A 20,701-nucleotide genomic window follows, 5' to 3' on the forward strand; every position below is an offset into this window, starting at 1 on the left:
AATAAGGGACGCCCGAAGAAGGGCGCATAGATTGATAGCGAACGTCGTGACGCTGCGGTGAACTAGTTGCTAACGCAGACTAAGGTGCTCGGGAATGCCCTCGCACCTAAGACTGCGTAAGCACCGGATTTCACCTCCGCTAAGCACGACTGGATTGTTCGATATCAATCTATGCGCCCTTCTTCGGGCTGACTTTTTCAAATGGGGAGGGAACTCTGAGAAGTCGCGGAGGTGGAATTGTGGTGTTGGATACATGATGGCTTGAATTAGATGAGTTCATTGTGTGGATTATATAGACCATCCTGATACCAAACAAAACTTCACGCCAGCACACTAGAATAAAGATACAAAATCATTTCTACTTCCCTAAACAAAAGAAAGGTGTTATAATGTTCAAGTAGGCAATGAGCCGTGCGAAAATCAAAGACAGCAAGATGCCTGCTGGCAGGCAAGCTTGCGGGCTATGATTTTCATAGGGCGAAAGCCCGTGAGCGAAAGAACGAAGTTCTTGAGCTTGGCACGGCGGGGAAAAACCAAACGAAAACCAAAAGTGACAGACTGCCTGCTGGCAGGCAAGCTTGCGGGCTATGATTTTCATAGGGCGAAAGCCCGTGAGCGAAAGAACGAAGTTCAACCAGTACAGCTGATTATGAGGAATGACTATTATGAAGCAGGATATCAAATTACAAGGACAATTAAAATTTTATATGCAGTGGCCGTCAATCATGACGCTATTTCTGATAGCGATGAATATCTGGATTTTCTGGATCGATAAGAAAGCCGGAATCGTCATGGGCGTATTTGTTCTCGTGTATGCTGCGTGTGTGACTGTCATGTACTTTTACAGTAAATCGCTGGTACTGGCGGACATGGTGGAGTTCGCTGCGCAGTACAGCGTAGTCCAGAATACACTGTTAAAGGAATTGTCTATACCATATGCAATATTGCAAAGTGATGGTAAGATTATCTGGACCAATACACAGTTTGACGATGTGTTGGGAGAAGAAAAGAGAAAAGATGCGTATTTGAGCAGATATATTCCGGAACTGAACCGAAGTGCTTTCCCGAAGGAAGAAGGGGAGACGGTCAATCTGGAATTCGGTTACAAGGACAAGGATTATCAGGCAGAAATCCAATATGTATCTGTGGAGGATTTTAATGAATCTGAACAGTTGCTGGAATTTCCGGAAGAGAAGGAATATTTCGTTGCAGTTCATTTGCAGGATGTAACCGAATTGAATGCTTATATTCGTGAAAATGAGGAACAGCGCCTTGTTGCCGGACTGATTTACATCGATAATTATGATGAAGTGATGGAGAGTGTGGAAGAGGTTCGTCAGTCTCTTCTGGTGGCTCTGATCGACCGTAAGATCAACCAGTATATTGCAAATCTGAATGGTATTGCAAAGAAGCTGGAGAAAGATAAGTATTTTATTGTAATTAAGAAGGAAAGTTTCAATCGGATGGAAGCGGACCGGTTCTCGCTTCTGGACGATGTGAAGAACGTAAATATTGGAAATCAGGTTCCGGCTACGCTCAGTATCGGATTGGGACTGAGCAAGGACACATATTCGGCGGGGTATAACTATGCCCGCGTTGCAATTGATTTGGCTCTTGCCCGTGGTGGTGATCAGGCAGTTGTTAAAAATTGCAAAGGAATTACTTATTATGGCGGAAAACGTGAACAGACTTCCAGAAATACGCGTGTGAAAGCCCGTGTCAAGGCTGAGGCACTCCGGGAGTTTATCATTGCAAAAGAGCGTGTGATCGTAATGGGGCACAAGATACCGGATGTAGACTCTTTTGGCGCAGCAATCGGCATCTATCGTGCGGCATCTGCGATGGAGAAGAAGGTCAATATCGTGTTGGATGATATTTCGGTAACATTACGGCCATTGTATGAAGCATTTTCTAATAATACAGCATACCCGGAGGATCTGTTTGTCACCCCCCGAGAGGCGGAGGAACTGGCGGATGAAAATACGATGGTTGTTGTAGTGGATACGAATAAGCCAAAGATGACGGAATGCGAACGGCTTCTTCGCATGACGAAGACGATTGCGGTTCTGGATCATCACCGCCAGAGCGATGAAGTGATTGAAAATGCGGTTTTGTCTTATATTGAGCCGTATGCTTCTTCTGCCTGTGAAATGGTTGCAGAGGTTTTGCAGTATATTGCAGACGATTTGAAGATGACTGTGATGGAAGCAAACAGTCTGTATGCAGGTATTCTGGTTGATACGAATAATTTTATGAATCGGACAGGAGTACGTACATTCGAGGCGGCAGCATATTTGCGAAGATGTGGAGCGGATATTACCTATGTTCGCAAACTTCTCCGGGACGACATGGCTTCTTATAGAGCGAAAGCATCGGTTATCAGCAGTACAGAAGTTTACAGGGATGTTTATGCAATCGCCAGAGGAGAACATCTGGGAATTGAAAGCCCGACGATCATTGGTGCACAGGCGGCAAATGAACTTCTCAATATTGAGGAAATCAAAGCGTCCTTTGTACTTACTGTATATAACGGAAAGATTTATGTCAGCGCAAGATCGATTGATGAGGTAAATGTTCAGATCATTATGGAACGACTGGGCGGAGGCGGACATATCAATACAGCCGGGGCGCAGTTCGAACATACCGATATGGTGAAAGCAATCGAGACACTTAAGAAAACAATTGATATTATGATTGAAGAAGGAGATATCTAGATGAAAGTTATTTTAATGCAGGACGTGAAGTCTCTTGGGAAAAAAGGAGAAATTGTAAATGTAAATGACGGATATGCAAGAAACTTTATTTTACCGAAAAAGCTTGGGGTTGAAGCAAATGGAAAGAATTTGAATGATCTGAAGCTGAAAAAGCAGAATGAGGAAAAAGTTGCTCAGGAAAATCTTGATGCTGCAAAGGAACTGGCAGCAAAACTTGGAGAAGGTAAAGTAGAACTGAAGATCAAAACCGGGGAAGGCGGCAAGACATTTGGTTCTGTTTCATCAAAGGAGATTGCAGTTGCTGTCAAAGAGCAGATGGGAATTGATATCGATAAAAAGAAAATTCAATTAAAAGAATCGATAAAAACACTTGGAATGCATCTTGTGCCGGTAAAATTGCATCCGAAAGTAACGGCAGAGCTGAAAGTACATGTAGGAGAGGCATAGGGGGAGCTGTGAATGGATGAAGCGCTTATCAAGCGGGTACCGCCGCACAGTATAGAAGCAGAACAGTCTGTTGTCGGTGCTATGCTGATGGACCGGGATGCGATCACAACGGCTTCCGAGATTATTTGTGGAGATGATTTCTATCAGACCGCTTATGGAGTGATCTTTGATTCGGTGGTGGAGTTGTTCAACGAAGGAAAGCCTGTTGATTTGATCACGTTGCAGAACCGTTTGAAAGAGAAGGATGTTCCTGAGGAAATCAGCAGTCTGGAATTTGTGCGGGATCTGCTCGCTGCTGTGCCGACTTCGGCAAATGTGAAGTATTATGCGGAGATTGTTGCTGAAAAGTCAACACTTCGCAAAATGATCAAGATGAATGAGGAAATCGCGAATGCCTGTTATCTGGCTAAGGAACCGGTAGAAGCGATTATGGAACGGACTGAGAAAAAAGTATTCGAACTGGTTCAGAATCGAAATAACGGGGATTTCGTACCAATCAAGCAGGTTGTATTAAATGCATTGGAGAAAATTGAAAAATCTTCGAAAAGCAAAGGTACGGTTACCGGAATCCCGACGGGTTTCATTGATCTGGATTACAAGACATCCGGACTTCAGCCGTCCGACCTGATTCTGGTTGCAGCCAGACCGTCTATGGGAAAGACGGCATTTGTCCTGAATATCGCGCAGCATGTTGCGTTCAGGCAGAATAAAACCGTAGCTATTTTCAGTCTCGAGATGTCAAAGGAACAGCTGGTAAATCGATTATTTTCTTTGGAATCTTATGTGGATGCACAGCTTCTGAGAACCGGTAATCTAAAAGATTCCGACTGGGAGAAGCTGATCGAGGGTGCAGGAATCATCGGACGATCCAATCTGATCATTGACGATACTCCTGGAATTTCTATTTCGGAAATGCGTTCCAAATGTAGAAAATACAAACTGGAACACAATCTGGAACTGATCATTATCGACTACCTGCAGCTTATGAGCGGAAGTGTAGGAGGAAGAAGTGAGTCGCGTCAGCAGGAAATTTCCGACATTTCCCGTTCACTGAAAGCTCTTGCGAGAGAACTGCATGTTCCGGTTATTTCGTTATCACAGCTCAGCCGTGCGGTAGAGCAGAGACCGGATCATCGTCCGATGCTCTCGGATCTTCGTGAATCCGGGGCGATCGAGCAGGATGCGGATGTGGTTATGTTTATTTACCGAGACGATTACTATAATAAAGATACAGAACATGTGAATGAGGCAGAGATCATTATTGCCAAGCAGAGAAATGGTCCGATCGGTACGGTTACACTGACCTGGCTGCCACAATACACGAAATTTGCAAATTCACAGAGAAAACAGGATTATGACGAGTAAAAAGATTGCACCGTGGTGCAATCTTTTTGTGTAAGTGCCTAATATGAAAATAAGATTTAGGTTTCTCCAAAGATTTTGTGCAGATATCGTACAGGAGCAGGTCTTGCTGCCTCGCGTCGACTATTCTGCTGTTGCCGGATCAAGTGATCCAGTTTTCGAAACCGGTCTTCTTCCTGGCGCTCTTTCGCCTGAAGAAGAAAATCCATGTTTTTGTTTACTTTTTCAGAGACACTTCTGGTAATGAGCTCTTCCAGAACTTTATTGTTTCCGGTAATGATTTCCTGTACTACTGCGAGAAATGCAAGAGTTGGGTCCTGGACGGGAGTGCCGGTACCGCTTTCAGAAGGAAGTGGCTCAGAGGTTCGGCCTTTAAGATCCGGATCTTCTTTGGGGTGATTATTTTTGGCTTTCAGTATTTCCCGGGTACGAATCAGGTCAGGAATTAATCCTTTAAGATCCTTTAGTTGTATACCCTGATTTTTCAGTTCTTTGATACAGCAAAAAAGCTGTATATCCTCCTTCGTATAGTGTCGATGCCCCATATCAGTGCGTCCGATCGGGAGATTCAGTTCTTCTTCCCAATAACGCAGGACGTGGGATTCCACGCCTACTTGTTTTGCCGCTTCTGATATCATATAATGAACGTCGCCCATACGATACCCCCTTATTCTATTAATGACCTTCAGAAAACAAAAAAGTTTCTGAAGCTAGTACATGTAACACTTACATTGTAGCATAGAATATTGAAAATGGAGGAAAAATCGTTCGACAAATCCTGCAAAAAAGGCAGCGGATTCTAAAATCCACTGCCTTTTACTTTGCTACATCAGAGTTGCAGAAAGCTGATTATTCAGCGCTGATAGCTCCTGTAGGACAAGCTGCTTCGCAAGCGCCGCAATCAACACAAGCGTCAGCGTTGATCTGCATATGATCATCACCCATAGCGATAGCTCCTACTGGGCATTCGCTTTCGCAAGCGCCACAGCTTACACATTCATCAGAAATTACATGTGCCATAGTTATGTATCCTCCTTTTATATAAAAGTTTTGCTGTTCAGCATGATTCTATTCTAATACATCATTCGTAAATATACAAGGGAATTTATGCTTTAAATTATGAACATTGCATAACCTTGCTCATATTTTTGTAAATTATGCATAGAATCTTTACGAAATCTTAAGAAAAAATTTCTCCCTATTTTTAGGGTTTTGGTGTATAGTGGTTAGTATATGAACAAGCGGATTTACGGTTCTGCCGAGTCGAACTTGATATTTACACGAAGAGAAAGAATACTGGACAGACGAAATGGAGCGAGGTTATATGAGAAAACGATGGAATAGTTTAGCTGTGATCTTGTGCGTATCTTTGTTTGTAATGGGATGCAGTGAACAGGCGCAGAATACTGGAAATGACAGCAATACTGCTACGAATAAGACAGAAGTGCAGACCAATGAAAAGCAGAGCAATCTGGATGTATTGCAGCCGATGGCTTATGGAAATGTACAGGGGCTTACGCTTGAGAAGGGAACAAGCATTTCCATTATTGGAAGAGGCAGTTCATCTGCTTATTGGACAGAAATCAAGGCAGGAGCTCAGAGAGCCATTGATGATATGAACAGTATGTTGGGATATAAGGGTGATGATAAAGTCAAGCTGACGTATTCTGCACCGGCGATGGAAGATGATGTGGATGACCAGGTAAATATTCTGGATGAAGAACTGGCACGCTATCCGTCAGCAATAGGAATTGCGGCAGTTGACTCTGGGGCCTGTGAAGTACAGTTTGATCTGGCGGCTGAAAATGGAATTCCGGTAGTAGCATTTGATTCGGGGACAGATTATCAGGATATCGTATGTATGATCGATACAAATAACATGGAAGCAGCGGCCATGGCGGCGAATAAGCTTTGCGATATGATTGATAATGAGGGCGAAGTAATTGCTGTGATGCATGATAACAAATCAACCTCAGCAAAAGAGAGAGAAGAAGGATTCCAAAATACGATTCAGCAGAAGCATTCGAATGTGCAGGTGGTAGAAAAGTATCACCTGGATGATCTGGAAGATTTACAGAAGCAGATTGAACTGGAACAAAAAGAAGAAGATAAGACAGAGGACAATGGCAGCAGCGAGCCGGAGAAAGATGGTGAAGACAGTGATACTCCGGACGTGGACGAGGCTGCTGCAAGTATGACTCAGGAAGATGCAGTGAAGTATATATTGGAAAAACACCCGGATGTGAAGGGAATCTATACAACGAATGAAACGACGGCAAAACTGGTACTCAGTGTTCTGGAGGAGTTGGATGGAAATGATGTCAAAGTGGTCAGCTTTGATGGCGGGAAGGAACAGCTGGAGCGTCTGGAAGAAGGTTCATTGGATGGCTTGATTGTTCAGAATCCATACGGAATCGGTTACGCTACAGTCGTAGCCTGCGCACGCGCGATCCTCAGTCAGGGCAATGAAGCAGAAGTGAATGCAGGATTCACCTGGGTGACAAGAGATAATATGGACAGCGAAGCAATTCAGAAAATGATGTATTAACAATCAGAGAATCAGTCAGACATGATTAGCTATAGGAAAACCCGCCGTATCAAGACTCAGCGAGAAGCTGGATCGGGATACGGCGGGTTTCTTTATCCTCTCTGCAAAGAGATAATAAATTCAGTTCCAACGCCTTCTGTACTGATCACGTTGATGTTTTCATTGTGAGCCTGGATGATTTCTTTTACGATGGAAAGACCAAGTCCGGTTCCTTTTTTGTCTTTCCCCCGTGAAGCGTCTGTTTTATAGAAACGTTCCCATATCTTATTCAGACTGGATCTGGGAATGCCGATTCCGTTATCTTTTACAGAAACGAACACTTTTTCTCCGCGCTCAGTGGTTTCGACGGTAATCGAGGAATCCGTGCCGCTGAACTTAATTGCATTGTCCAGAAGGTTGTAGAGTACCTGTTGGATTTTGCGTTTGTCAGCATAAACATGCAGTTTGCGAGAAGCAAACAGAAGCTCAATCGTAATTTTCTTTGCCGTGCAGGTTCCTTCGAAGGATTCGGCTGTGTTTCGTATGACTTCATGAATATCGAAAGATGTCTTATCCAGAAGAAGGTCTTTGGTGTCAAATTCGTTCAAGGTGAGCAAATCTCGGGTAAGATCTGTCAGACGTTCCGTTTCGAACAGAATGATCTTCAAGTATTTATCCTGCATTTCCGGAGGGATTGTGCCATCGGCCATGGCTTCCACGTAACCTTTGATGGAAGTCAGAGGGGAACGGAAATCGTGTGAGACATTCGCCACAAATTTTTTCTGGTAATCTTCCATATCTTTTAGTTGAGAAGACATGTAATTCAGGGAAGCGGATAGGTAGCCCATTTCATCCTGAGTATCAACCGGAATCACGACGTCCAGATTGCCGGAAGCATATTGCTTGGCGGCATCCGTGATTTTACAGAGCGGACGGTAGATGAAAAAATGTATTCCCATAAAAATCATGAAAGACAACAAATATACAACTAATACTATAATTGCGGTGTTCCGGGTAATGATGGAACGATTTTGATCTATGTCGCGATAAGGCTTATGGATCAGCAGATACCCCTTGGTAGAAAATTTCTGTGTTACAGGTGCGATCACAGTGATCATTTTCTGATCAAAATATCCGTGATAATCACCAATCAGATACTGACTGCTTCCCGCTTCAGCCGGATCAAAATCCTCAATGTAAGAAGGAATATAGGAAGCATCTTCGCTTTTGGCAGATGCGATCATGTTTCCTTCTTTGTCAACAAACCAGATCGTTGAATCCAGATAAGAGCGCATTCCGTTCAGCTGTGTGTAGACATCCGCGGTAGAAATCTGTTCCGAAAAATATCTTGGAAGATAGTCGGAGGTGACCAGATTCGCCTCCTGATATAAATTTCCCGATATCTCACGTTCCAGATAACTGGAAGTCAGTGTCGATGAAAGTGCACTTACCGTAAAAAGACTCAAAAATCCGAAAATAGCATATAAAAGCACAAATTTCATGTAGAGAGTACTTTTCATTCTTTCACCTCGAATTTATAGCCTATGCCCCAGACCGTGCTCAGTCTCCAGGACGGATGGTCCTTTATCTTTTCACGAAGACGTTTGATGTGTACGTCGACCGTGCGGGTATCTCCGATGTATTCATATCCCCAAATCTGATCCAGAAGCTGTTCCCTGGTAAATACCTGATTGGGAGAAGAAGCAAGAAAATACAGAAGTTCCAGCTCCTTCGGCGGCATGTCAACATTTACACCGTCCACCATGACGGAATAGTTGGTAAGATTGATCACGATGCCGGGGTATTCCACACATTTTCCACGGTCCGGAGTATTTTGTTCCGATTTTGCAGGGTGATAACGTCTTAAAACAGCTTTGATACGTGCGACCAGCTCTTTGGAATCAAAGGGTTTGAGTACGTAATCATCAGCTCCGAGTTCCAGACCGAGTACTTTATCGAAAACCTCCCCTTTTGCAGAGAGCATGATGATCGGTGTGCTGGATTTGCTGCGGATTTCACGACATACCTGATAGCCGTCAATTCCCGGAAGCATGAGATCCAGAAGAACTAAGTTCGGATGGTAGCTGTCAAACGCAGTCAGAGCATCTTCACCATCGTGTACCATCATTGTGTCAAAGCATTCCTTCGTCAGGTAGAGAGAAATCAGCTCTGCAATATTTTCATCATCATCTACAATTAAAATTTTCTGTTTTGTTACCATGATTTATGTCCTTTCAATGAGATAGCATACCTGTGGTTTACTGTTCGCACAGTCTTATTTGAATTCTACAATCGTTACACCGGCATCTCCCTCGCCAAATGCTCCGAGACGGAAGGATTTGACATGCTTTTGACGGCGCAGATATTGATGGATGCCATTGCGCAGTGCACCGGTTCCCTTTCCGTGTACAATGCGGACCGGGCTTAAATGGGCAAGATACGCATCATCCAGGTATTTGTCGAGTTCAGCAACGGCTTCATCCACCGTTTTACCGAGAAGATTAATCTCGGAACTGATGTGCATGGATTTGTTCATTTTCATTTTGCCGCTGGAAGTACGCCGCATCTGTTTTGCGGTAATTGTCAGTGGTTCTTCAATGATTTCAAGGTCCGACATGGATACCTGGGAGCGCAAGATTCCCATCTGTACGAAAAGATTACCTTTTGCGTCAGGAAGGGAGCTCACTGTTCCGGTAAGATTCATACTGAGTACCTTGACGGAATCTCCGAGGTGGAAATCAGAAGCCTTGTGCTCCTTTTTCGGTTTTGCCGGTTCGATACGGGAAGAATTCTGTGTCTTTGCCAGTTGTTTACGGATGCGTTCCCGTTCTTTCTCCATCTCGGCAGCAGACACATTTTCCTTGCCGAATTTGCGGAAATTTTTCATAGTCTCATCGGCAAAATCCTTCGCTTCTCTTACAATAGCGCTTGCTTTTTCGTTGGCTTCCCGGAGAATCTTGTCGCGCTGTGCGTCCAGTTTATCCTGCTTGATCTTCATTTCGGATTTCATGCGTTCCATCTCCCGACGGTAGGAAGCAACTTCATCCCGCTCTTTTTCAATGGTTTTGCGGCTTGCCTCCAGATCGGTCAGCAGATCCTCAAAGGATTCGTCCTCCTCACTCAGACGGCTTTTGGCATCCTGAATGATGTAAGAGGGGAGTCCGAGCTTCTCAGAAATTGCAAACGCGTTACTCTTTCCGGGAATTCCGATCAGTAGATGGTAGGTGGGACTTAAGGTTTCAACATCGAACTCGCAGCAGGCATTTTCCACGCCCGGTGTCGAGAGTGCAAATACCTTCAGTTCGCTGTAGTGTGTGGTAGCCATGGTGCGAATTCCCCGATTATGCAGATAAGACAAAATTGCAATGGCAAGTGCAGCACCTTCTGTCGGATCTGTTCCTGCGCCAAGCTCATCGAAAAGTACCAGCGAATCTTCATCTACGTGTTTCAAGAACGATACGATGTTCGTCATGTGGGAAGAAAACGTACTCAGAGACTGTTCGATGCTCTGCTCATCCCCAATATCCGCGAAAACCTGCCGGAATACAGAAAGTTCTGAACGGTCAAGTGCCGGAATGTGAAGTCCGGCCTGCCCCATCAGAGTAAACAGCCCAACCGTTTTCAAAGAAACCGTCTTGCCGCCGGTATTTGGTCCTGTGACGATGAGCAGATCAAAAGTATCTCCTAACGTAACACTGATCGGCACAACTTTTTTCTTGTCAAGAAGAGGATGTCGACCCTCACGGATTCGGATTCGCCCTTTTGTATTAAAAGTGGGACGACTTGCGTTCATATCCAGTGCCAGAGCACCTTTTGCAAAAATCATATCCAGTTCGGTCATGACGCGGTAATCGGTGCGTATCTCTTCGGTATATTCAGCCACATCCGCACTGATCCGGGCGAGAATGACCTGAATTTCCTCCTGTTCCTGGGCATAAAGCTCCTTCAAATCGTTATTCAATTTTACAACCGCCATTGGTTCGATGAACAAAGTAGAGCCGGTAGAGGATTGATCGTGGATCATGCCCTGTACCTGACTGCGGTACTCTGCTTTCACCGGAAGGCAATACCGGTCACCACGCATCGTGATGATGGCATCCTGCAAATAGGAACGAAGTGAGCCGTTTAACAGTCCGTTTAATGTGGAATGGATTTTGTCATTCATTCCAGAAATGCTGCGGCGTATCTGCTTCAGCTTTGAACTGGCATCATCGCTGATTTCGTCTTCGCTGATAATACAACGATCAATTTCGGCGCAGACCGGGGCAAGCGGAGAAATCTGTTCAAAGTATGCATCCAGGCAATCCGCGCATTCTTCCACAGTATCGTGTTTGCCGTAAACCTTTGCCCGTGCCGCTACTTTCAGAAGCTTCCCGATTCGAAGAAGCTCTGCTGCATTCAAAGCACTTCCGATTTCCAGACGCTTCAGAGAATCGGTCACGGCATAGCAGCCGCTGAAAGAAAGATGTCCTTTCTTGATCATTCGGGTAAATGCGGCGGCAGTCTGTTCCTGCGCGGTTTCAATTGCACCGATATCGGTCATTGGTTTCAACTTCTGGCAGGCCTGTTTTCCTCCCGGGGAGGAGGCGTGCCCGGTAAGTATATCAATAATTTTATCAAATTCAAGTTTATATAAAGTTTTCTTGTTCATAATTACACCTCATATTTCATCTGTTTCTATTCTACAGTATTTATATTGGAAATGAAAGTGAAAAGGATAAATTTATTATCATTGAACATTGAAGCAGAATCATGTATACTACTAAAGAGAGCATTGAACGAAACGCTTTGAATTGAAGGAGAAATAACATGTTCAAAAAGCGGGATGAAGATCAGAAAGTGCAAGAATCTATGTCACAGAATCCGGAAGCGTCCGATCATGAAGAAGAGGAACATTATTCTTTTCTTCAGGAGACGTTTAAAGATGAACAGATGACTGGGAAAAAGCTAAGAAATATAATCTGTAAAACAGCAGGCAAAGGCTTGATATTCGGTCTTACTGCCTGTCTGGCATTTTGTGCGGCAAGACCGTGGGCTGAAGTTATTTTTTCAGGAAAAAGCGGCACCGTTTCGATTCCCGAAGATACGGATGAAGATGTGACGGAGAAGGATCCGACGGGGGAAGGAGAAGGAGACGTACAGCAGGAAGAAGCGGTTACATATCCTGCCCTGACGGTCGATAATTACCGGGAAATGAGCCGGGCACTCTATCAGGTGGCTTCTCAGGCAAACAAATGTGTCGTGGAGGTCAGTGCAGTAAAGAATGAGGATAACTGGGAAAATATTGTCTATGATGATGTGAACAGTGTTTCCGGCACCATTGTATGGGAGAATGCACTGGAAATCATAATTCTGGCACCTGCGAGAATCATGAAGGATGCCCAAAGCCTGAATGTGACATTTTCAGACGGTGTAACGTATCCGGCATCACTAAAGAAACAGGATCGAAATCTGGGAATGGCAGTATTCTCTGTTGAACGAAGGTTGCTTTCCAGTTCGACAGCAGGGCAGATTGTCGCGGCAACGCTTGGAAACTCCAACATTGTAGGAAAAGGAGACCCTGTAATTGCACTTGGCAAACAATTTGGATACGCGGGAGGTACCGGATATGGCATTATCAGTTCTGTGAAAAACCGGGTGGCCGTGGCGGACGGTGAGTACAGGCTGCTTACGACTGATATAGCGGCAGCTCCGGGAGGAAGCGGAGCTTTGTTTAATACGAATGGGGAAGTTATCGGGATTATCGATCAGAAGATTACCGATAATGAAAGCATGAATCTGGTTACTGCTTATGCGGTTTCTGATTTGAAACAGTATATAGAACAGCTCTCCAATGGGAAAGCAATTCCATATCTGGGAGTAAAGGGAGTGGAAGTGCCGGACAGCGTTTCGGAAGAAGACGGACTCCCGGAAGGCATTTACGTCAAAGAAGTAGAAGCCGACTCACCGGTGATGAAAGCCGGAATCCAGAGTGGAGATATTCTTATAGAAATGAATAAGAATCAGGTGAAGACCGTTTCTGGTTTCGGAAAGCGTCTGATGGAATGCGAAGTCGGGCAGCAGATCAAAGTAAAGGGCATGCGTCAGGGAGCTTCCGGATATGTGGATATAGAATTTAACGTTACGGTCGGAAGTAAAGAATAGAGTTAGAAAGAGGATTGACATGAGATACATCAATACATTACATGAAGGCGAGACAATCAGGACAATTTATCTTTGCAAAGGAAAAAGAAGCGCGGAGACCAGAAATGGGAAACCATATGACAATCTGATCCTGCAGGATAAAACAGGTACTTTGGACGGTAAAGTCTGGGATCCGAACTCCAACGGAATTGCGGACTATGATGAGAAGGATTTCGTGGAAGTATTTGGTGAAGTAATCAGTTATAATGGAAATCTTCAGCTGAACATCCGGCAGCTGAGAGTAGCCGGTGAGGGCGAATATAATCCGGCGGATTACATGCCTACCAGCGAAAAGAGTGTAGACGGAATGTACGAAGAACTGATGCATTACGGGGCACAGGTAAAGAATCCATATCTGCAACAGGTAATCCAGTACTATTTCGTGAAAGACGAAGCATTTATCCGGCGATTCAAAAGCCATTCTGCAGCGAAAACCGTACATCATGGATTTGCGGGAGGGCTTCTGGAGCATACTCTCAGCGTCGTCAAGATGTGTGAATACATGGTGGGAGCATATCCTATTTTAAATAAAGATCTTCTGTATACCGCGGCAATGTGCCATGATATCGGAAAGACACAGGAACTCTCTTCATTCCCGGACAATGATTACACGGATGACGGGCAGCTGCTGGGACATATCGTGATCGGAGTGGAAATGCTGGATGACGCGATTCGTGAGATCCCGGATTTCCCGAAAAAGCTTTCAAGTGAGCTGAAGCATTGTATTATCGCACATCACGGTGAGCTGGAATATGGTTCCCCGAAGAAACCGGCGCTTGCCGAGGCGGTGGCACTGAATTTTGCAGATTGTACCGATGCAAAAATGCAGACGCTGACTGAGATTTTCAAAGATAAAAATACAACAGACTGGCTTGGCTACAACAGGTTGTTTGAATCGAACCTGCGGAAGACTAGTATATAACATAGAATGATGAGGGCGAAAGAAGAATCTTTCGTCCTTTATTGAATCAGTGAAGGAGAACAGTATGTTAAAGAAAAATGATATGGCAGTTGTGACAATTTCCGACATGGGCGTAGACGGTGAAGGAATCGGAAAAGTAGACGGTTATACCCTGTTCGTGAAAGACGCCGTGATCGGAGACGTCGTAAATGTAAAAGTGATGAAGGCAAAAAAACAGTACGGCTATGCAAGGTTGATGGGAATCGTAGAACCGTCCCCACATCGCGTGAAACCCGTTTGTCCGGTCGCGAGACAATGCGGCGGATGCCAGATCCAGAGTCTTGCCTATGAAAAACAGCTGGAATTCAAGAGCAATAAAGTCCGCGGCAATCTGATTCGGATCGGAGGATTCGAAGAGGATCAAATTGACCGTATTATGGAGCCGATCGCCGGAATGAAAGAGCCATACCATTATAGAAATAAAGCCCAGTATCCGATCGGAAAGGACAAAGAAGGCAATCTGACCGCCGGGTTCTACGCAGGACGGACTCATCAGATCATTTCTAACCTGGACTGCGCACTGGGAATGCCGGTGAATCGTCAGATCCTGGAAAAAGTACTGTCATATATGGAAGAAAATCACATCAGCGCCTATGATGAAACAACCGGAAAAGGCCTGGTGCGCCATGTGCTGATCCGCTGCGGATTTACCACAGATGAAATTATGGTTTGCATTGTAATCAATGGAAACAAGCTTCCTCGTGGCGAAAAACTCGCAGAATCCCTTGCAGAGATTCCGGGAATGAAGAGTATCACCTATAATATTAACCAGGAAAATACAAATGTGATCATGGGCAAGGAAGTGCGGCTGCTCTGGGGGCAGGAGTATATTACGGATTATATAGGAAATGTCAAATATCAGATTTCTCCTCTCTCTTTCTTCCAGGTCAATCCGGTTCAGACGAACGTACTGTACGGACAGGCATTGGAATATGCGGGGCTTACCGGAAATGAGACGGTGTGGGACGTTTACTGCGGAATCGGAACCATTTCCTTGTTCCTCGCACAGAAAGCCGGGAAAGTATATGGCGTGGAAATCGTGCCTCAGGCAATTGAGGATGCAAAGAAGAACGCACAGATAAACGGGATTCAAAACGCGGAATTCTTTGTCGGAAAGGCAGAAGATGTGCTGCCGGATTACTATGCGCAGTATGCAAAAGAACATCCGGGAGAAACGGCTCACGCGGATGTGATCGTGGTGGATCCGCCTCGGAAAGGCTGCGAAGAGAGCGTGCTGGAGACGATGGTGAATATGGGGCCGGAAAGGATTGTGTATGTGAGCTGCGATTCGGCGACTTTGGCGAGGGATCTTAAGTACTTGTGCGGGAAGGGGTATGAACTGGAGAAAGTAAGGGCGGTGGATATGTTTCCTATGACGGGGCACGTTGAGACAGTAGTATTGATGTCAAAAGTAAAGTAAATATCGCCAGAAATGGCTTGTTTTAGCGGAATTGTGACCGGTAGGAGCCCGTGACGGGGTGCTTACCGGTTTTTTCTGTTTCTGTCTGCGGAAACATATCAACCGACCAGAGAACAGGGAATTAGGGGAGGGTTGAAGCTACGGAATGGATAATGAGCTTATTGAGGCTACAGAAATGTTAAAATGCGATTATTGAGGCTACGGAAATGTTAATGGTAAATGCCGAGGCTATGAAAATGTTATAAGTTCCGCTTGCTGGATTTAGCTGATTTGGCTATTATAGTTGTAGAGGCTAACTCTTCCTTTCAAATGAACGATCGATATTCTTCTTCTGGCCGTTCATATCACTTTTTACTGCGTAAGCAGTTCCAGTGCCAATCGGCACAATTTTCACCAAAGATAAAATGAAACAATTCAAACAAGTAGCAGGAGCATATCTATGCCCAGGAAGGAGTATTTTATTGAGTTACAAGAAAGACAGACGATTAAAGGTTTATGAAATTAGCGGACCGAAGTACAAGCCTACACCAACAATCATGCTTAAGGGAGAATGGCTGAAGGAGCTGGGCTTTGATTGCGGTGATCGTATCAACGTTGAGTGCCAGGGTGGAAAGTTGATTATCACAAAGACCGATGAGGTTATTGTGGAATAATAGGAAATAGACATTAGCATTACTATTAAAAGAGCCAAAGATTTCAAAGGATGAGTATATAAAATAGTGCATTATTCTGGCGGGTAGTCTAAAAATGTGATATGATGAAGAATAAAAACAAAAGTGAAAAAAGGTGATGTTAATGTCTGAAAATAAGATAAAAAGTTTAGTAGATAATTTTTATAGAGAGTTTGCAGGATTACCTAATCATAGAGCGATTGTACGTAATAATACACCTGAGGACGCCTTTACTTTAGCAATCTTAAAAGTTATGTACGGAGAAACACTCGATTATGAGGTGGTTCCAGAAAACGTGGATAAAATTTCAAAAGTAATTGTTGCTCCGCCTGATAGTGGAATAGATTTGTTCATCGAAATTGAAGATGGAGATGAATATTATTATGATATTATTCAGTCAAAGTATAGTGAGCTTACTGAAGAAGAGATTAGGGCTTGTTTCCTTGGCATGAGAGATTCTATTAAACAGTATTTGAAGAATCCTAATAACGTAAAGCCAAATTTAAGGGACGTCATTGCAGAAACAAATTTCAACTCTTCTTTTAAGAATAACTGCACTTATTATGTATACCATACTGGAACTTTAAATTATGGTAAAAATTTTAAAGCAACAGAGAAAATAGTAACAATCAGTGAGATGGAAGTTGTGCTGGGAAGTCTGGGTAGAGCTGACCATGTTTTAAAAGTCCCTTTTGCAGAGTTTACTTCCGATATGTTTAATAACTATATTCTCTATGAAAATGCATCGGACAATGCGATGCTTTGTAATATTAGAGGCTATGATCTTGCGGTTCTTTGCAATAAATACATAAGTTCATCTATGGGACGTAATATTTTATTTGGTCAGAATCTTAGAGATTCCTTGGATCAGAAAAAATCAAAAACCTATGATGCAATGATGGAAACTATCAAGGAAGAGCCAGAGAGATTCTGGAATTATAATAATGGTATTACGATCTTATGCGAGGAGCTAGATGCACATCGTAAGGGAAGAAATGGTGATGTAGATTTAATAGAGATTACCAATTTTTCTATTATTAACGGAGCCCAAACAACCAATGCTCTTGGTGCATTCTTAAGAAATGCGCTCATTAATAATGAGCCTGAAGCTATAGAGCAATTGAAAAAGGTGTATGTCCTTGTGCGCATAATGCAGGTTAATAATGAAAAACTAAGCGGAAATATCTCCATATATAACAACTTACAGAATCCAATTTCATCAAGAGATATGGTTGCCAATAACTACGAGCAGAAAAAATTACAGACTATGCTTATGACAGGTGAGGCTCCGTATGTATTTGTTGAAATAAGAAGAGGACAAACTGTACCACCGCAGCCAAGATTTGAAAAGCACCAGCGAATTACAAATGAGGATCTTGCGCAGCTGGCTTTTTCTGCATTCCTCCAGGCTCCATTTAAGGCTAAGGACAAGAAAAAAACGTTGTTTAATAAAGACGGGTCCGATGCGGAGTATTTAATAAATGAATATTACGATGAAATTTTTTATCTTTCCGAAGAAGACGATAAAAAAGGCATTTTGTTCCAGAGAAGTAAAGAAGAAATCGATGAAGCTTTGTTCATAAAATATTTGTATGTTCAGGCAAGAAATAAAATGAAAAAGACATACGATGAAAATATTGCAAAGTGTAATCAAAGAATAGCGGCTAATTCTGGAAATGCAGAACAGCAACAGAAAATGATCCAGCTGTATCAAAGGAATAAAGAAGTAAATAATACATGTATGTTTTACTGTATTGCATTGTATTTTACTCTCAAGGAGAACTTTGGATCTGTTGGGGATAAAAATTCATTTGATTATTTTAGTTTTTACCGTGACAATAGGAATTCCAGCTATAAGGATGATATTATAGAGTATTTTGCAAAGACATTTTTACAGGCTACGGTTAAGATAATGTCTAAATTACTTATGGCATCCGGAAGTGGTAGTGCAACGAACTGGCTGAAGCGAGTTCAGAGCCAAACAGATTTTTTTGATGTATTATCAGAAGAAATGGCTGGAGACTTATCTTATCAGGAAATGTATACAGAGTTTGTAAATAAATTTGTAGTATAGGAAAATTCAGTAGGATTGGAGAGAAAAATGTATTACTTAGATACACAGACAATTGAAAATGCATACAATTCACTTACTTCCTTAGAATTAGGTGATCAAGGTGCAAATGCCATGTGTATCCCTCCTGGAGAATGCCGCGCATCTCGGACTTCCGGTACCCGAGGCAATCAAGGTTGTATTAGAGCAGCTTCATGATCGCTCTGAAGAAAAGAAGGATGGTGATATGTAATGAAACTTGTACAGAGTATTCTGACAAAAAATCCTTGCTATACTGCAGGGAGAAAAATTACTGTAAAAGGACTGATGCTTCATTCGGTTGGTTGTTCCCAGCCGAAGGCATCAGTCTTTATTAATTCATGGAACAGTGCATCCTATTCGAATGCCTGTGTTCATGGTTTTATCGATGGCAATGATGGAACAGTTTATCAGACGCTTCCTTGGAACCATCGAGGCTGGCATGCAGGTGGTGATGCAAATAATACTCATATCGGAGTAGAAATGTGTGAGCCGGCATGCATTAAGTATACGGGTGGAAGTACCTTTACTTGTTCTGACATGGCAACTGCAAAGGCATGCGCTGAGAGAACATACCAGGCAGCAGTTGAGCTGTTTGCTATGCAGAACTTGAAACGATCGACCAGCAGCTTGAGGCAAAACAGAAGGAGCTGGTAGACCGAGCTCTCAAGAAACTCGACTATGAGGAATTAGCAGATGAAGTAGAAGCATTAAAGGATGCCAAGCAGCAGATTCTTTTAGGGAAGGCCGTGGACAATAATCAGCAGATCAAGAGGGACGAGATGATTTCATTCTTGCAGGAGCAGCAAGCGGAGATCGCAGAATACGATGATCAGATGGTACGCAGGATGATTGAAGGGGTTACGATCCATGAGAATGGTAGCTTGACGGTGATCTTTAAGAGTGGGACTGTGACGGAAATAGCATAAGAAGAGATTATTACTAAAGGTTAAAGTGCTCGGCTTCTATCGGACACTTTTTTCTTGTTGACAGGACATTACAAAATGTAAAATCTAAAGTCTTGACAAAATATAGTCACATGGATATAGTGTATATTACAGGAGGTGACAAAATGAACGAGATTGAAAGAATGCAAAAATACCTTCAGCTTATTAGAAGAGCGGTGGGATGGAGTGCAGAAGAGTTCGGAGAGCGTATCGGTGTTACCAGACAGACGATCAATAACATTGAAGCTCCTAATCCAAGAAGTAAACTAACCAAAACGCAGTACATTGCTATGAGAAGCGTTCTGGATGTTGAGATTCATCAACACCCAGAAGACACAGCGATGCTCCGTTTGATTTTGGACGTTTTTGTGGATCATCCGGAGAATTACAACGAAGACGAGAAGAAGGCTCTACTTGCTAAGGCCAATATGCTTACACCTTCTATTTTAGCAGGAACCACTACCAGAGAAGCAGTTTCAGAAGAACTCACGGGTGCGGCAGTTGCCTCTGGTATCATTACCGGTGCAATGTTAGGAACAATCGGCCTGGTTATGGCAGATGCTATTAGCGATTGGCTGATCAAGGCTATTTTTGATAGAAAAAAGTAACAGTGACAAGTTATGACGAAAGGACAATGATCATGCAGATTAAATTTGGAATTTTAAAGAAGGGTGACACCGTTTTAAACGTTTGGGATAATCACATTGCTGTTAAGAAGAAAAACGGTGATGTTGAAATTTATCAGTTCTACCTCGATGATGAGGGGCTTCCTAGATTAGCTGAAAACACTGTGTTAGTAACGCAGGGAGATGGAAGCATCTCTGCAAAAGCGGGGGATGGTTCAGTAGAAGTTATGACGTTTTAAGGAGGGCTGCATATGAGATGTTCAAAATGCGGTAGTCCTGATCATAATGTTCGTACATGTCCATATAGAGATCAGGATGTTCCACGAAATCGTGCGTTATGGGTTAAAGTAGACAATCTTACTGAACGTGAGGAAGCAGACCTTCTTTCTGGTATTGTAAAACTTAAGAAAAAGGTAGCACCGAAAGGTCGTGCAACTTCGGCTAACGGAGATGTGAAAGAACTTCCTGGACGTATTCGCGACGCTCTTAAATTGCTGGGAGGAAACTAAATGGCTCAGAAGAGAGACGCTGCTCATATCCGAGCACAGAAAGCTGGGAAAGAAGTTGATCAGTATGTGTGCTTTTTATGTCTGAGACAATTTCATGGAAATCACGGTCACCATATCATGCTTTACAGTGAAGGAGGAGAGCCTTCTGTAAATAACATGGTGACCCTTTGCCCGGAATGTCATAGAGAGTATCATAGTGGCAAGTTAAACATTGACCTCCTTCGCTTTTAGCGGAGGGGGATTAC

General features: G+C 43.4%; 21 protein-coding genes and 1 pseudogene. 17 read left to right on the forward strand and 5 right to left on the reverse strand.

Features of this window, described 5'->3' with window-relative positions; translation table 11 throughout:
* Nucleotides 1-487: 487 nt before the first annotated feature.
* From ACTNBF_RS12220 to dnaB, 4 genes are read left to right on the forward strand one after another with little or no spacing between them, the layout of a single operon-like run.
* Nucleotides 488-775: a hypothetical protein gene (locus ACTNBF_RS12220; protein ID WP_427819953.1), complete on the forward strand. Its 288-nt coding sequence runs from the start codon at nt 488-490 to the stop codon at nt 773-775.
* Nucleotides 666-2,714 (forward strand): DHH family phosphoesterase, encoded by a 2,049-nt coding sequence (locus ACTNBF_RS12225; RefSeq protein ID WP_427806874.1) that lies wholly within the window; start codon nt 666-668, stop codon nt 2,712-2,714. The genes ACTNBF_RS12220 and ACTNBF_RS12225 overlap by 110 nt, the downstream gene beginning before the upstream one ends.
* A complete protein-coding gene (gene rplI / locus ACTNBF_RS12230; protein WP_427819954.1) occupies nt 2,715-3,161 on the forward strand; it encodes a 50S ribosomal protein L9 in 447 nt (148 codons plus the stop codon).
* A gap of 12 nt (nt 3,162-3,173) precedes the next feature.
* Complete coding sequence (gene dnaB / locus ACTNBF_RS12235; RefSeq protein WP_427806872.1) at nt 3,174-4,526, forward strand: replicative DNA helicase; 1,353 nt, start codon at nt 3,174-3,176, stop codon at nt 4,524-4,526.
* Nucleotides 4,527-4,582: 56 nt separating this feature from the next.
* Here dnaB and ACTNBF_RS12240 read toward each other — a convergent pair whose 3' ends face one another.
* A complete protein-coding gene (locus ACTNBF_RS12240; protein WP_441089348.1) occupies nt 4,583-5,179 on the reverse strand; it encodes a helix-turn-helix domain-containing protein in 597 nt (198 codons plus the stop codon).
* A gap of 193 nt (nt 5,180-5,372) precedes the next feature.
* Nucleotides 5,373-5,543, reverse strand: a complete 171-nt coding sequence (locus ACTNBF_RS12245) for a DUF362 domain-containing protein (RefSeq protein ID WP_427806869.1) — start codon at nt 5,541-5,543, stop codon at nt 5,373-5,375.
* Nucleotides 5,544-5,847: 304 nt separating this feature from the next.
* Between ACTNBF_RS12245 and ACTNBF_RS12250 the strand changes: the two genes are divergently transcribed.
* Complete coding sequence (locus ACTNBF_RS12250) at nt 5,848-7,071, forward strand: substrate-binding domain-containing protein (protein ID WP_427806868.1); 1,224 nt, start codon at nt 5,848-5,850, stop codon at nt 7,069-7,071.
* A gap of 92 nt (nt 7,072-7,163) precedes the next feature.
* On the opposite strand, the gene ACTNBF_RS12255 is transcribed toward ACTNBF_RS12250, so the two are convergent.
* From ACTNBF_RS12255 to ACTNBF_RS12265, 3 genes are read right to left on the reverse strand one after another with little or no spacing between them, the layout of a single operon-like run.
* Nucleotides 7,164-8,570, reverse strand: a complete 1,407-nt coding sequence (locus ACTNBF_RS12255) for a sensor histidine kinase (protein WP_441089349.1) — start codon at nt 8,568-8,570, stop codon at nt 7,164-7,166.
* Nucleotides 8,567-9,271 (reverse strand): response regulator, encoded by a 705-nt coding sequence (locus tag ACTNBF_RS12260; protein ID WP_427806866.1) that lies wholly within the window; start codon nt 9,269-9,271, stop codon nt 8,567-8,569. The genes ACTNBF_RS12255 and ACTNBF_RS12260 overlap by 4 nt, the downstream gene beginning before the upstream one ends.
* 54 nt (nt 9,272-9,325) lie before the next feature.
* Nucleotides 9,326-11,701 (reverse strand): endonuclease MutS2, encoded by a 2,376-nt coding sequence (locus ACTNBF_RS12265; protein ID WP_441089350.1) that lies wholly within the window; start codon nt 11,699-11,701, stop codon nt 9,326-9,328.
* A gap of 158 nt (nt 11,702-11,859) precedes the next feature.
* Between ACTNBF_RS12265 and ACTNBF_RS12270 the strand changes: the two genes are divergently transcribed.
* From ACTNBF_RS12270 to ACTNBF_RS12325, 12 genes and pseudogenes are all read left to right on the forward strand, one after another.
* Nucleotides 11,860-13,194 carry a S1C family serine protease gene (locus ACTNBF_RS12270; protein WP_441089351.1) on the forward strand — a complete coding sequence of 445 codons (1,335 nt, stop codon included), beginning with the start codon at nt 11,860-11,862 and terminating at the stop codon, nt 13,192-13,194.
* A gap of 19 nt (nt 13,195-13,213) precedes the next feature.
* The gene (locus tag ACTNBF_RS12275; protein WP_441049843.1) at nt 13,214-14,155 is read left to right on the forward strand and encodes a 3'-5' exoribonuclease YhaM family protein; all 942 of its coding nucleotides are present in this window, start codon (nt 13,214-13,216) and stop codon (nt 14,153-14,155) included.
* A 64-nt stretch (nt 14,156-14,219) separates the two neighbouring features.
* Nucleotides 14,220-15,614, forward strand: coding sequence for a 23S rRNA (uracil(1939)-C(5))-methyltransferase RlmD (rlmD, locus tag ACTNBF_RS12280; protein WP_441089352.1), 1,395 nt, complete (start codon nt 14,220-14,222; stop codon nt 15,612-15,614).
* A 461-nt stretch (nt 15,615-16,075) separates the two neighbouring features.
* Complete coding sequence (locus tag ACTNBF_RS12285) at nt 16,076-16,267, forward strand: SymE family type I addiction module toxin (protein ID WP_441089353.1); 192 nt, start codon at nt 16,076-16,078, stop codon at nt 16,265-16,267.
* Nucleotides 16,268-16,409: 142 nt separating this feature from the next.
* Nucleotides 16,410-18,359, forward strand: a complete 1,950-nt coding sequence (locus ACTNBF_RS12290; RefSeq protein ID WP_441089354.1) for an AIPR family protein — start codon at nt 16,410-16,412, stop codon at nt 18,357-18,359.
* A gap of 115 nt (nt 18,360-18,474) precedes the next feature.
* Nucleotides 18,475-18,588, forward strand: a pseudogene (locus tag ACTNBF_RS12295) (phage holin family protein); the annotation flags it as partial.
* A complete protein-coding gene (locus tag ACTNBF_RS12300; protein WP_441089355.1) occupies nt 18,588-19,031 on the forward strand; it encodes an N-acetylmuramoyl-L-alanine amidase in 444 nt (147 codons plus the stop codon). The pseudogene ACTNBF_RS12295 and the gene ACTNBF_RS12300, both read left to right, overlap by 1 nt.
* 92 nt (nt 19,032-19,123) lie before the next feature.
* Nucleotides 19,124-19,303, forward strand: coding sequence for a hypothetical protein (locus ACTNBF_RS12305; protein ID WP_441089356.1), 180 nt, complete (start codon nt 19,124-19,126; stop codon nt 19,301-19,303).
* Nucleotides 19,304-19,446: 143 nt separating this feature from the next.
* Complete coding sequence (locus ACTNBF_RS12310; protein WP_441089357.1) at nt 19,447-19,929, forward strand: helix-turn-helix transcriptional regulator; 483 nt, start codon at nt 19,447-19,449, stop codon at nt 19,927-19,929.
* A 32-nt stretch (nt 19,930-19,961) separates the two neighbouring features.
* Nucleotides 19,962-20,186 (forward strand): hypothetical protein, encoded by a 225-nt coding sequence (locus ACTNBF_RS12315; protein ID WP_441089358.1) that lies wholly within the window; start codon nt 19,962-19,964, stop codon nt 20,184-20,186.
* A 12-nt stretch (nt 20,187-20,198) separates the two neighbouring features.
* Nucleotides 20,199-20,456, forward strand: coding sequence for a hypothetical protein (locus ACTNBF_RS12320; protein WP_441089359.1), 258 nt, complete (start codon nt 20,199-20,201; stop codon nt 20,454-20,456).
* Nucleotides 20,457-20,687 (forward strand): HNH endonuclease, encoded by a 231-nt coding sequence (locus ACTNBF_RS12325; protein WP_441089360.1) that lies wholly within the window; start codon nt 20,457-20,459, stop codon nt 20,685-20,687. It abuts the gene before it with no gap.
* The last annotated feature ends 14 nt before the right edge of the window (nt 20,688-20,701 follow it).

The organism is Bariatricus sp. HCP28S3_A4 (assembly GCF_052066395.1).
In the GTDB taxonomy this organism is placed as follows: Bacteria; Bacillota; Clostridia; order Lachnospirales; family Lachnospiraceae; genus Allocoprococcus.